12 protein-coding genes are annotated in these 12,749 nt (G+C 63.7%); 1 reads left to right on the plus strand and 11 read right to left on the minus strand.

The features are described 5' to 3' along the window. Position 1 precedes the first annotated feature (1 nt). Genes CH295_RS18225 through CH295_RS18265 form a run of 9 tightly spaced genes read right to left on the minus strand, consistent with a single transcriptional unit; the run spans position 2 to position 9,330 of the window. Positions 2 to 1,330 (minus strand): aspartate aminotransferase family protein, encoded by a 1,329-nt coding sequence (locus CH295_RS18225; RefSeq protein ID WP_252342096.1) that lies wholly within the window; start codon positions 1,328 to 1,330, stop codon positions 2 to 4. Between the two features lies 1 nt (position 1,331). Continuing rightward, a complete protein-coding gene (locus CH295_RS18230) occupies positions 1,332 to 2,276 on the minus strand; it encodes a choline kinase family protein (RefSeq protein WP_094741599.1) in 945 nt (314 codons plus the stop codon). A 7-nt stretch (positions 2,277 to 2,283) separates the two neighbouring features. After that, on the minus strand, positions 2,284 to 3,219 hold the full coding sequence (locus CH295_RS18235; RefSeq protein ID WP_094741531.1) for a phosphotransferase family protein: 936 nt from the start codon (positions 3,217 to 3,219) through the stop codon (positions 2,284 to 2,286). After that, the gene (locus CH295_RS18240) at positions 3,216 to 4,625 is read right to left on the minus strand and encodes an amidase (protein WP_094741532.1); all 1,410 of its coding nucleotides are present in this window, start codon (positions 4,623 to 4,625) and stop codon (positions 3,216 to 3,218) included. Before CH295_RS18240 ends, CH295_RS18235 begins: the two co-directional genes overlap by 4 nt. 10 nt (positions 4,626 to 4,635) lie before the next feature. After that, positions 4,636 to 5,436 carry an SDR family NAD(P)-dependent oxidoreductase gene (locus tag CH295_RS18245; RefSeq protein ID WP_094741533.1) on the minus strand — a complete coding sequence of 267 codons (801 nt, stop codon included), beginning with the start codon at positions 5,434 to 5,436 and terminating at the stop codon, positions 4,636 to 4,638. Positions 5,437 to 5,449: 13 nt separating this feature from the next. Next, the gene (locus CH295_RS18250; protein ID WP_252342097.1) at positions 5,450 to 6,718 is read right to left on the minus strand and encodes a M20 family metallo-hydrolase; all 1,269 of its coding nucleotides are present in this window, start codon (positions 6,716 to 6,718) and stop codon (positions 5,450 to 5,452) included. Further along, positions 6,718 to 8,280 (minus strand): sodium:solute symporter family protein, encoded by a 1,563-nt coding sequence (locus tag CH295_RS18255; RefSeq protein WP_094741535.1) that lies wholly within the window; start codon positions 8,278 to 8,280, stop codon positions 6,718 to 6,720. Before CH295_RS18255 ends, CH295_RS18250 begins: the two co-directional genes overlap by 1 nt. Position 8,281: 1 nt before the next feature. Next, positions 8,282 to 8,560: a hypothetical protein gene (locus tag CH295_RS18260; RefSeq protein ID WP_094619741.1), complete on the minus strand. Its 279-nt coding sequence runs from the start codon at positions 8,558 to 8,560 to the stop codon at positions 8,282 to 8,284. A 5-nt stretch (positions 8,561 to 8,565) separates the two neighbouring features. Beyond that, positions 8,566 to 9,330: an inositol monophosphatase family protein gene (locus tag CH295_RS18265; protein WP_170945960.1), complete on the minus strand. Its 765-nt coding sequence runs from the start codon at positions 9,328 to 9,330 to the stop codon at positions 8,566 to 8,568. Between the two features lie 245 nt (positions 9,331 to 9,575). Between CH295_RS18265 and CH295_RS18270 the strand changes: the two genes are divergently transcribed. After that, entirely contained in the window at positions 9,576 to 10,346 is a 771-nt protein-coding gene (locus CH295_RS18270; RefSeq protein ID WP_252342102.1) for a GntR family transcriptional regulator, read from the plus strand. A 44-nt stretch (positions 10,347 to 10,390) separates the two neighbouring features. Here the strand turns inward: CH295_RS18270 and CH295_RS18275 are convergent, their stop codons facing one another. Beyond that, a complete protein-coding gene (locus CH295_RS18275) occupies positions 10,391 to 12,340 on the minus strand; it encodes a primary-amine oxidase (RefSeq protein ID WP_094741538.1) in 1,950 nt (649 codons plus the stop codon). Next, positions 12,337 to 12,714 carry a hypothetical protein gene (locus CH295_RS18280; protein WP_094613416.1) on the minus strand — a complete coding sequence of 126 codons (378 nt, stop codon included), beginning with the start codon at positions 12,712 to 12,714 and terminating at the stop codon, positions 12,337 to 12,339. Before CH295_RS18280 ends, CH295_RS18275 begins: the two co-directional genes overlap by 4 nt. Positions 12,715 to 12,749 lie beyond the last annotated feature (35 nt).

Here is a 12,749-nt window from a genome sequence, read left to right on the forward strand (position 1 = left end):
GTCAGGCCACGACCCTTGCGAACTGTTCGAGGAACAGGTCGACGTCCGCCGCCTCGATGGTCAACGGCGGTCTGATTTTCAGGGTATTTCCGTACAGGCCGGTGGCCGAGATCAGCACCCCGCGTTTCTTCATGGCGTTGACCAGTCGCAGCGCCTCGGCCGGATCTGGTTGACCTGCAGGGCCGATGAATTCGACTCCGACGAACAATCCCGCACCCCGGACGTCCCCGATGGAATCGACGCGATCAGCGACCGTGCGAAGGCCTGCCAGCATGCGCTCACCCATCGCGGCCGAATTGGCCACCAAATCCTCGTCTCGGATCACGTCCAGCACGGCTTGCGCCGCAGCGACGGTCACCGGATTGCCACCGAAGGTGTTGAAATAGCGCAGGTCTCGTCCGAACTGCTCGGCCAGTGAACTCTGCATGACCAGTCCGGCGATGGGCACGCCGTTGCCCATCGGTTTGCCCATCGTCACGATGTCGGGCAGCAACCCGTGCCGCTCGAAGCCCCACATCGATGCGCCCAGCCGGCCGAATCCCGGCTGCACCTCGTCGGCGATCAACATTCCACCCGCGGCGTGAACGACATCTGCCGCGGGCTTCAGGAAGGGTGTGGGCTCCGGCAAGATCCCATCGGAGGCGAAGATCGAGTCGATCATCAGAGCCGCGATACCGATCCCGGACGCGGCCAGGTCGTCGATCTGCGCCTGCACCTGTTCGGCGAACCACGTCCCCAGATCGCCCTCGACCCGGTATGCATCCGGTGCCGGAACCGTCCGCAACCACGGAGCGTCGCGAACGGACGCCGGACCCATCGATGGCGAACATGCCGCCACATCCACAGTCCCACCGTGATAGGCACTTTCGGTGACGATGATGCCCTGGCGGCCGGTCGCGTGCCGCGCTATTCGGAGAGCGAGGTCGTTGGCCTCGGACCCGGTGCACGTGAACATCGCGGTGTCCAACCGGTCGGGGAAGGTGCCGACCAGATCCTCGGCGTATCCGATCACCGCGTCGTGCAGGTACCGCGTGTGCGTGTTGATCAACGACATCTGCCGGGTGACGGCCTCGACCACCCGGGGATGGCAATGCCCCACGCTGGCAACGTTGTTGTACATGTCCAGGTACCGCGTGCCATCGGCGTCGTAGACGTACACACCCTCGCCTCGTACCAACTCGAGCGGGGTCTCGTACATAAGGTGATAGGCGGGCCCGAGTACCCGCCTCCGGCGCTCGACGAGATCGAGCGTGCGAGTGCTGAGCCCCACGGCCGAGGATGCATCGAAACCGTTGACGCTCAGGGCTCCGACGCGATCGAGTGTGGTCACCTCACAACCCCTGCAGCCAGAACGCCCAACGCGGATCCGCCATCTTCATCCGTGCGCGAGCAAGCTTCCAGGTCCCGTACTTGTGGTAGTCGAAATCCCATGCGGTGCTGAGCTTGTGGTTCATGCAACCCCACAATCCCCATTTGACGTCGGCGAGTGCGCTGCATACCTGTACCCGGGAGATCATCGACCACTCAGCTTTGCCGTAGAACTCCTCGATCAATTCCATCGTCTGCTGCTCGCCGTAGAACATCTCGGTGATCATCACGGCCAGCTCGTATGCGCGATCGTTGTTCGACGCGAACTCGTAGTCCACCAACTTCATCGGCAGACCGTCGCCGATGAGGATGTTTCCGGGCATCGGGTCGTTGTGACACGCAACCAGATCCAGTCCGGACGCAAGCATCGCGTTCTTCGCCTGCCCGTATTCGGCGAGGATCACTTCGGCGTCGCGCGGCAACCGAACGCCGAGTTCGGCAACCTGATCGAGGTGTTCGTCGATCATGTCGAAAATAGTCTTCGTGATGCTGAGCTTGCTTCCCGAGTGCAGCACGCGATACAGATCGATCATGCCGAGGGGAATCTCGGGGCGCTTGAGGTCACCGTTGGTGCACGCCCGATAGCCTTCGAGGAACTCGATCACCTCCACGCCGGTCACCGGATCGAACAGCACCACCTCGGGTCCGATGTCCAAAGCGCCTGCGCGACGTGCAGCCTCGTTGGCCAGCGACCGGTCGATGAACGAATCCGTTCCGGCACCGGGGAGCTTCATGAAGTAGCGCTTGGGCTTCCCTTCGACGGTGATGCGCCAATTGCTGTTCATCAACCCTCCGGGTACCGGGGCATAGGTGATGTTCAGTCCCTCCCACTCCGCAACGGCGGCGAGGGCTTTCTCCACCTGCCGTTCGGGCTCGGTGTGGGCAGATCCCAGTGCGATCTCGTTCATGGCCACCTCAGATATTCCGTACTCGGTCGTCGAAATGCGGGTCACGCAATCCGGCGCGCGCCCTCAGGAACTGCCAGTCGGAGAACTTCGAATATTCGTGCGTGCCTGGCCTCATCGCGTCGGCATACGAGCCGATGAGGGCCCACCGCAGGGAGTCGGCGATGCCGTAGATGCGGGCTCGATCGAACAGCGCACTGTCGAACGATCCCCACATCATCTCGAACACCTCACGTGCGTCGGTGTCGAACGGGCGGATCTCTGCGAGCAACGCACCGATGTCCTGCAACGGATCCATCAGCGCCGCAACGTCCCAGTCGACGAGCCGCATTCCGCCGTCCTCGAGCATCAGGACGTTGGAGACATTGCCGTCGCCGTGGCAGGGAACCGCGTCGACGCCGGCGCTCTCGATTCGCGCTTCGGCGGGCCCGAGAGTGCGCAGCATCCAGTCGAAGTCGGCCGGCAATGCGCCGCCGACCCGCTCGACCAAGCCCCGCACACGCGCCAGATCCTCGAACACCGACGCACGTCTGGTGATTCCGCTGAGCCGGTGAACGGAAGCCCGCAGCGCCACGAGTTTCTCGACGTTCGCATCCTCGTCGAACAGATCGAGCGTTGCAGTCGAACACCGTCCGGTGAAGTCCTCCATCACCAAGACGCCGGACGCTGCGTCGGAGAAGAAGACAGTGGGGCCGATGCCCGCGTCACCGGCCGCGGTCGCAGCCGAGAACGTTGCTGCGACATCGATGTAGTCGCGGGCATGCGGTTCCATCACCTTCACGTACGCGGCCGAGCCCGCACCGGAGTCCGCTACCTCGGCTCGCGCCGAATAACGCTCGGAGTCAGCGCCCCACCAACTGGGGCTCGCCATGGTGGTTCCGGGCTCCAGCGTCAATTCGCCCGAGGTCCAGATACCCAACTCGCTCAATGTCTCTCGCACGGTCATCCCGGTGCTCCGATCTTGTCAGCGGCCACAGCCGTCGGCCAATTCATCTCGATCTCACGTGCACCCTCGAGCCACTTCGTCAGCCGTAGCACCGCCTGGTCTGCGAACCGCGGTCCGACGACCTGGATCCCGACGGGCATGTGTGCGCTGAAGCCGAAGCAGAGTGCGGAGGCAGGCTGTGCGGTCTGGTTGAACCACGCGGTGAAACTGCAGTGGCCCAACGGTTGCGCCGGGTCGAGCCCGACCTCTTCGGCTCCGAAGCCCACCGTGGGAATGACCGGGGAGATGACGAAGTCGAACTCGGCCGTCTGCGCCCGAATCATCTCCTGCGATCGCATCACCGCATCGGTGTCGCGCGAGAACTGAGCCGCCGAATACTCTGCCGCGGCCGAGGCCCAGTCGGCGACCGCGGGCAGTACCTGCGATCGACGATCCTCGGGAATGGCCTCCCGCTCCGTGCGCGCGCGAACCTGGAACAGGCGATCCAACGCCGGGTACGGATCTGCGCCGAAGATCGGCGGCATCTCGGTGACCACGGCACCCGCTGCACTGAGTTGCGTTGCTGCAGAACGAACCACGGCCTGTACGTCGTCGGAAACGGTGGGACCGTAGCCCATGTCGAGCATGACGCCGATGCGAAGTCCGGCAGGAGCCAGGCCCGCGCGTATGTCGGTTGTGTCCTCGTAGGGCAGGCTCCAGGTATCGCGAGTGTCCGGCCCGGAGATGACGCGGTAGAGATCGATGAGATCGTCGACGGTGCGTGCCATCGGACCGGCCGATCGCATGGTCGACGGAGCGGTATGCGGTATGCGGCCCTGCGTCGGCTTCAACGCAACGAGCCCGCAGTGTCCCGCAGGCAACCGCACCGACCCGGCAATATCGGAACCGACAGAACCGAACCCGATGCCCGACGCCAGCGACGCCCCCGCGCCGGCACTGGACCCGCCGGTGTTACGGGACAGGTCCCAGGGATTGCGGGTGATTCCGTACAGCGAGCTGACGCCCGCTGCCATCATCCCCATGTCGGGCATGGTCGTCTTCCCGACGATGACTGCACCGGCTTCTTTGAGCCGCGCAGCCGGTGGTGCGTCGACGGTCGACATCGGCAGGTCTGCATTCGCGGCGACGCCGTGTCGCCACGGCATCCCGATCGCATGGACGCTGTCCTTGATGGTCACCGGAATGCCGTCCATGTCGCCTCGCGCACGGCCGGAATCGAGGCGGTCGGTGGCGGCCTGAGCTGCCGCACGGGCACCGGATTCGTCCACGTACGCAATCGCATTGATCACGGGGTCGATGGCCTCGAGATGCTCCAGCGTGGCATCGAGCAACTGCACGGGAGTGAGCTCACCGGTGCCGAATGCCGCACGTATCTCGTCGACGGTTTTTGTCAACAGGGGATTCATCGCGTGCCTTTCATGCTGATACCGCGGTTGCCACCGGTATCACTGGAACCACGGGAGTGCCGACAAGCCAGCCGCCGTCCACGGCCACGATCTCTCCGCAGATGTGGTCCGAGAGCGACGAGGCCAGGAACAACACGGTGTCGGCAATGTGCTGCGGATCTGCCCATTTGCCGTTGGGGGTCTGCGCCTCCAGAGCACCGCGGATGGACGCGTCGTAGATCGCGGTCATGTCGGTCTCGACGAAGCCGGGCGCAACGCCGTTGACGTTGATTCCCATCGGTGCGTAGTCGATGCCGACCTGCCGAGTGAAGTTGACCATCGCTCCCTTTGCTGCGCAGTACCCGGCAAATCCTGGATTGGCCCGCAGTCCGCTGATCGACGCGACGTTGACGACCTTGCCGCCCCGCCCGGCGTCGACCATGTGCCGTATAGCCGCTCGGGTGCAGAAGAACGTTCCGTCCACGTTCACTGCGAACAGTGACCGCCACGCGTCGTCGGTCGTGTCGAGGACCGTTCCGGCACTGAGCACTCCGGCGTTGTTGACGAGTATGTCGATGCCCGATCGGCCTGCGACGTCCGCGAAGACCGCGTCGACCTGCTCGGAATCGGAGATGTCCAGCAAGACGGACTCGGCGGTGCCTCCCGCAGCGCAGATCAGGTTCGATGTCGATGCGCCGTCGGTGCGGAGTGCGTCGCTGCGGTCGGCGATCACCACGTGCGCGCCGGCCGCCGCCAAAGTGGTCGCGACTGCTCGTCCGATGCCGCGGGACCCGCCTGTGACCAGTGCAGTCTTGCCGCTCAAATCGATCATCTGGCTCTGCTTTCTATGCTCGAGTGCGGCTGGTGGCGGCGAGTGCGGAAGATCGGCCGACCCCTATATCGCCGCGCACCATGCGCGCGACCGTCTCGGCCAGCATTTTCACGCCGTCGAGCAGGTCGCTGTCGTGGGTCAGTTCTTTCTCGCTGTGCGAGATTCCGTCGACGCTGGGGACGAACAGCATCACCGTCGGAACGACGTCCTTGAGATTCACCGAGTCGTGGCCGGCCATGGTGAGCATCCGTCGACAGGACAATCCGAGGGACTCGGCGGCTTCCTCGGCGAGTTCGACGCCCTCGATCTGGTAGCTCGTGGACGGCCGCAGCGCCGAGGTGTCGATGCTGACCCGCACCTCCCCGTCGGTGTTGACGGAATCGATTGCTGTAAGCAGCTTGTCGTGGGCCTGGTCGAGGACCTCGGGATCGGAGGACCGGATGTCGATGGCCATGGTGACCTTCGACGGCACGACGATGGGGGAGTTGGGTTCGACATCGAACTCTCCGACCGAGGCCAGCAGCGCCTGTTCCGGAAAGTGGGTCGTCAGTTCGCGGGCGGCGAGCACGATGCGCGAGGCACCGACCAACGCGTCGTGACGCAGGGCCATATGAGTTGCGCCGGTGTGCGACTGCTCGCCGTGCACGGTGATCGAGTACTTCCGTGCGGCCCAGTTGGCGGTGACGATGCCGATCGTCGTGCCGGTGTTCTCGAGGATGGGACCCTGTTCGATGTGAATTTCGGCGTAGGAGACGGCCTCGGGCGCGTCGTCGTTGCCGTGAAAGCCGATATCGGACAGGGCATCCCGCACGCTGATGCCACCGCGGTCGGTGACCTTCAGGATGTCGTCGGCGTCGAACTTGCCGATGAAGACCCCGCTTCCCATCAGGCTGGGCGAGAAACGGGAGCCTTCCTCGTTGAACCAGTTGACCACCGCAAGATTGAATTGCGGAGTCACCGAACCACGTTCGACACATTCGGCTACCTCGTACGCGGCGTGGGCCGCAGCGAGAACACCGTATGCGCCGTCGTACTTTCCGGCCGTCGGCTGGCTGTCGAGATGCGAGCCGACGAGCACGTACGGAGCACCGGGAACCAACTCGACGGTGCCGTACATGTTTCCCACCGCGTCGACGGTGGTGGTGAAGCCGTGCCGGTCGAACCAGTCGGCGAGGAACCGCCTGGTTCGACCGTCGTCCGCAGTCGCTGCTTCGCGGTGCAGGCCACCGGCGGCGGTGGCACCGAACGAGGACATCGCCTGAAAGTCGTCGAGGAAGGGCACTAGATCTTCTCCGGGGCGGGGTTGGCGGCCAGTTCTTCGACCTGGTTCTCGAAGGACAGGTCGACCGGCGCGGTGCGGGTAGGACGCTTGCCGACCTCGAACATCTCGTCGACGCGCGCCTTCTCCTCGGCCGTGGTGCCGGTGGCCTTGGACACGATGAGGAAGACGGCCAGGTTGACGGCCATGCCCACGACGCCGCCGGTGAGGCTGCCGAGTCCGGCGATGTCGTCCGGGTAGATCGCGGTGAGGACGAGCGCGACGGTGAATCCGGAGATCATCCCGGCGACTGCGCCCTTGCCGTTACCGCCTCGCCAGAAGACCCCGAGGAACAGCGGGATGGCAAGCTGCACAACGCCTTGATACGAGATCTGTGCGAGGAGTTGCAGACGGGTCATGTTGAACGTGGCGTAGGCGACGATTGCTGCCGCTGCCATGAACGCGAGCATGCTCGTCTTGGCCACCTTGGTCAGCTGACTGTCGGTGAGCTTGCGCTTGTCGGAGTTGACGATGTCGTTGGCGATCTGCAGTCCGCAGACCTGCACGCTGCCGTCGATGTGGCCCATGGATGCGGCGAACACCATGGTGGCCGCGAGGCCGAGAAGCCATGTTCCGCCGTAGCTCTCGGCGATGGTGAACCAGCCGGTCTGCGGTGAATCGGCGACGGCGGGCATGACCGTGGCTGCGATGCCGACGAGCATGAGCAGGGAGTAGAAGACTCCGGAGATCAGGACGGTGCGGATGGTGCCGGACTTGACGGCCCGGACACTCGATGCGGTGTAGATCCGTTGGAAGCTCGTCGGCCAGCACAGCGATCCGACGACTCCGGTGAAGATGAGGGCGAAGAGGTAGAACGGGCCGTACGAGTCGCCGTCTCCGGGAACGCGAAGGTACTCGTCGGCGACATCGCCGAGTGTGGCGAAGCTGATCGGGCCGCCGGCGACACCGGAGAGCAAAATCAGGCACAGTGCCGCAGAGAAGACGTAGGCGACCAGACCTTGGAACATGTCGGTCATGATCAGGCCGCGCATGCCCATCTTGACGGTCCAGTACTGGCGGATGACGATGACGGCCAGGCCGACGAACAGGCAGGTGGTGACGGACCATGCTCCGGCACTGGCGATCTGGAACACCTCACCGAGTGCCTGCATGCCGAGCACGACCCACGGGAAGAGCGAGACGATGCCGATGACGCTGGCGACGATCTTGGTGCCGCGCGAGTTGAAGCGCAGGCCGAGCAGATCGGGCTGCGATCGCAGGTTGTACTTCGCTCCCCAGCGCCAGGCACGGGTGGCCATGAAGTACATCATCGCGACGCCGAGGCTGGAGTACGCGAGGCCGTACAGTCCGAATACGCCTGCGCCGCTGGCAAGTCCGAAGAATGCGATGAACACCGAGCCCGGCCACCACGAGTTGACGTAGCTCATCGCGACGTACCAGGGGCCGTAGCTGCGGCCGCCCACCGAGTACTCGTCGAAGGTGGGGGAGGTCTTCTGTTGGGTGGTGTAGAGGATGAAGATGACGACGGCGTAGAAGACGCCGAGCATTCCCAGCATGATCAACATGTCATTCTCCAGTCAGCGGTGCGGTAGCGGGGAGGAGATCCTCGTCGAGTTCGCCGCGGATGTCCTCGACGATGTAGAGACCCCAGAGAGTCAGCCCGAGAACGACTCCGTCGATCAGCCAGTACATGATGGCGAACGGAATGCCGAGGATCTCGTAGCGAATGCCACTGCCCCACATGTACAGCGGCGGGAACAGTGCGAAGAGCAGGGCGAGAGCGTAGATGCTGCCGAAGAACGTCATGATGTTCTTTCGGCTCAGGCCGCGAATGTACTCTTTCATGTGCGTCATCCTTGGTTGACTATTTTGAGAACCGAGTCGTGCAATGCGCCGTTGGTCGCAATGCCGTTGCCGCTGTTGTAGTCTCGCGCTCCATCGAGCGAGGTGAAGGTGCCGCCGGCTTCTTCGATGATCACCGGCATGGGTGCGAGGTCGTAGATCTGGGTGGTGTAATCGACCACCGCGTCGGCCTGGCCGCTCGCGACCATCATGTAGCCGTAGGCATCGCCCCAGGTACGCAACACTGCGCCTGCGGCATGCAGGTCGACGATGGTGTCCGAGTGCCAGTCTTCGAGCCAGGTTGCCATGACGTAGGCCCCGTCGAGATCGGTCCTGTCCGAAACATGCACCCGTTCTCCGTTTTTCCAGCATCCCTTGCCGCGCTCGGCGTGCATCAGGATGTCGGCGCTGGGGAGATTGATGACGCCGAAGACGACATCGTCGTCTTCCTCGAGTGCAATCAGGTTGGCGTACAGCGGAACTCCGTGCACGAACGACTTGGTGCCGTCGATCGGGTCGACGATCCAGCGGTAGTCGGACGTGCCGCTGGTTTCGCCGTATTCCTCCCCGAGGAAGCCGTCGGCGGGAAAGTGCTCGGCCACGGCGGCCCGAATGTGGGTTTCGATGTCTCGATCCGCTTGCGTAACAGGGGAACCGTCCTGTTTCTGCTCGACGGTGAGGGCTGAGGTGTCGAACCAGCGACGAGCGATCTCGCCCGCCGAGCGGGCGAGCTCCACGCCGAGAGCGGCGCGTGCCGACCTGGAATCCTCCACGGTGTTGCACCCTTCGGTAGATGTTGCGTTCTCGGGTAGGTGCAACGATGGGCGTAGACCATTTCTGGTTTTCTCGTCGATACGTGAACGTCGTGTAACGCGTGACCTGGTTGCGGGTCATAGGACACCCGCCGTGTTAATCGTGCGTTAATGCCCAGGTCGAGGGGTGTTGCGCGGGCCTGATTGAAGATTGAATGGGCTTCTGCAGTTGTGACGAAGGAAATCGAGGTGTTTCGGTGCTGTTGATGGAGCAGACGCACGCGGCGCTTCTTCGGTTGGTGGCCGAGCTCGAATCGCGGTCCGTTGCCCGGTTGCCTCCCGAACGCGAACTGGCCGAGCGACTCGGCACGTCACGGACGACGCTGCGCAAAGCGCTGGATCTCCTCGAACGCGACGATGTCATCCGACGGACGAAGGGGAGAGCCGGCGGTGCGTTCCTGACCTCGGTGACGCCAGGTTCGTCGTCGCCGGAAAGTGCGCAGTCCCTCTGTCAGAGCCGGCGACTGCTGCGGAGCCTCAACACCGTCAAGGGCGTCCCGCAGATGCTGCACGAACAGGGATTTCGAGACGGCACCAAGGTGATCTCGGCGCGTATCGCCGAGCCGAGCCCGGAGGCGGCACAGGTGTTGGGAGACGGACCGGTGGTATCGCTGCTGCGGCTGCGCTTCGCCGACGGCGACACGCTGTCGCTGGAGCAGATGTACCTCAGCGACAGCATCTGTGGCCGAGTTCTGGAGACCCCGTTGGACTCGGTGTACGAGGCTCTGCGTACCCGGCTCGGCGTATCGGTCTGTATGGCAGACGAATCCATCGAATTGGCGACGATCAGTGCGCCCGCGGGCTCGCTGCTCCGGCAACCCGAGGGAACGCCCATCCTGAAGCTCGAACGCATCGGATACGACCAGTCCGAACGGCCCGTCGAGTATTCGGTGGACCTGTTCCGAGCCGACCGAACGCGATTGAGTGTGCGCACCTCGTCGCTGGTGAGTGCGTCGGTCACCGAGGCGTCGACGTAAAAGCAGGCCCGGAGACCGTGGTCCCCGGGCCTGGACGCGGATGGCTACTCGGTGCAGCAGTACCCGGTGGATTTCGGCGTCTCGGGTGCCAGATCCAGCATCGGATTGCCGTCGAAGAATCCGGTGGGCTTGAGGTGCAGGCTCACATGGCTGACCGGCATGACCGGCCAATCCTCGGGGCGCACCACGTGGTGTGCGGCGATCGTGGGCCAGATGACCAGGTCGGCGCTCTCGATGGAACGGTCACCGCTCGTATACTTCACCAGCCCGTCGGGTCCCGGATTCTGGGCCACGTACTCACCGGCCGCATAGCGCTCCCGTTCTGCGTACGGTGTCGCCCACAGGTGCTTGGTGGCGAACCCGCCTCGGCGAGCCTGCTGCGAACCGGGCTGTGCCAGAGGCAAAGCGACCGCACCGGACGGCTCGATCTTGTACCCGATGTGCCCACCGAGCTTGTTCTTCTTGTCCGCGTTGGCAATCAACCAGGAACGAGCCCGGAGTGGATCGGCGACGCGCTGCGCCTCCGACTCGGTGACGAGGTGGCGCTTGGTCTGACGCCACGCGTTCCCGTGCGGGTTCTCGGGGCCTGTGGGCACTGCCTCGGCTTCGAGCTCGTACAAGTTGTTGCGTTCGCCGTCGACCTTCATGTCCAAACGAACACTGAAGAAGTGCTGGTGATGAGGCCCGTAGAGACCGGGCGCGACGAGGGTGCCGAACTCGGGGAACTGGCCCGGCTCGATGGCACCGGTGGAGATGATGCCGGTCAGTTTGATCTCGAACTCGATGGACCCGTCAAGATACAGATGCCAATAGAAGCCGTAGTCGTAGTTGCCCACGGTGGCGAAGAACGACACCACGAGACGACGGTTGCGTCGGACCTGTCCCACGTTGTCGCGAAAGTCGGTGTGCTTCCAACCGATGCTGTAGTCCTCCTCGTGCATGCAGATCGCGTTCGGAAGTTCGATCGGCTGACCGTCCTGATCGTTGACGTACGCGTCGAAGTAGTGAATCTCCCCGAGGCAATCACAGCCCAGCTGAAGCGAATTGGCGAGAACGCCCAAACCGTACTCGCCCTCGTCGAACACGTTCTTGTTCCACTGGCTGTCCCCGGGATCGCCGTACGGTACGTACATTTCCGACAGCGACGCCCGATGGATGACCGGGCGTAGAGTTCCGCGATCGACGTAGCCGACATCGTGCAGCACCAACCCCTCACGGGGTGTGAAGCCGACGCGCAAGCGCCAGTTTGCCCACTCCACGTAGTGGCCGTCCACAGTGAACGACGGACCGTCGGGCTGGGTGATGTCGATCTTCTTCATCGGTGCGCGTTGGTGGGAGAACTCCGGGACATTCCCGGGGCGTTCGTAGAATCCGGGTAGGTAGTTGCCAGGAGTCTGTGGGATGGGAACCACTCCGGTGTCTGCGACGTCGACCACCTCCATCGTGTCCATATCGACTGTGACGACCAGATTCTCGACGGGTCGCGCATATCCGTTCTCCTGCGCTTCGCTGCGTACGAACGTCAGGGGCCGGGCGAGGCGTCGACCACCGGGGTTGTCGCCATCCATGGTGTGGCCGCTGGCCCACTTGTCCACCATCGCCAGCGAGAAGTCGGTGACACCACGCTTGACCATCGCTTCCTGCCACCGTTGATCGGCCTTGATGACGTCCTCGCAGCGAAGGAACTCTTCCAATGTGATGGGTGGCTGGGCGTCGACGATCTCGGTGTAGCTGATCAGGGCGTCGTGGGTGAGCGAGACAACTGCCTCGAACGTGGCATGGGCGTCACGGTCACGCAGGACGACGAACGCTCGACGGTCCGTATCCGACTGCTGCAGATCAATTTTCGTCGGCTCCAGCAGCTCGATATAGACGAAGCGTGCAGTAGAGGTCAGATTCCGCTCGCGAACGACTATCGCCGACGTCCTCGAAATCTCCTGCGGGGTCAGCGGTTCGAGGGGATGAACTACAACGGGCGCAAAGGTATCGGTCATCGAGGCTCCTGCAGTCGGTGATGGAGAAGTTCCGGCGGAATGGCGCGCGTGCGAACGAAAACCACGACGGCGGCAAGCGTGAGTTCGACCGCCGCGAGAATCGAGGCCGCCGAGGCACCGCTGACAGCGTCGGTCACGACAGGCTGATGGTGGCCTGCCGGACCGGAGGCATGCGCAAGCAGCATGACGGCACTCGATGCCGCCATCACTACCCACGCACGATTGTTCGTCGACCGCCACAGATCGGCGGCGCACACAACGCACACCACCGCCATGGCGGTCACCAACATGCCCGACGCGCCGCCGACGCCCATTCTCAGATGCAGAACGGCCGATATCACCGCGAGTGCCGATGCACAACGGTTGATCAACACAGTTCGCCACTTCCTGCCGTCGCTGTCCGTTACGA

The organism is Rhodococcus sp. 14-2483-1-2, from assembly GCF_002259405.1.
Lineage (GTDB): Bacteria > Actinomycetota > Actinomycetes > Mycobacteriales > Mycobacteriaceae > Rhodococcoides.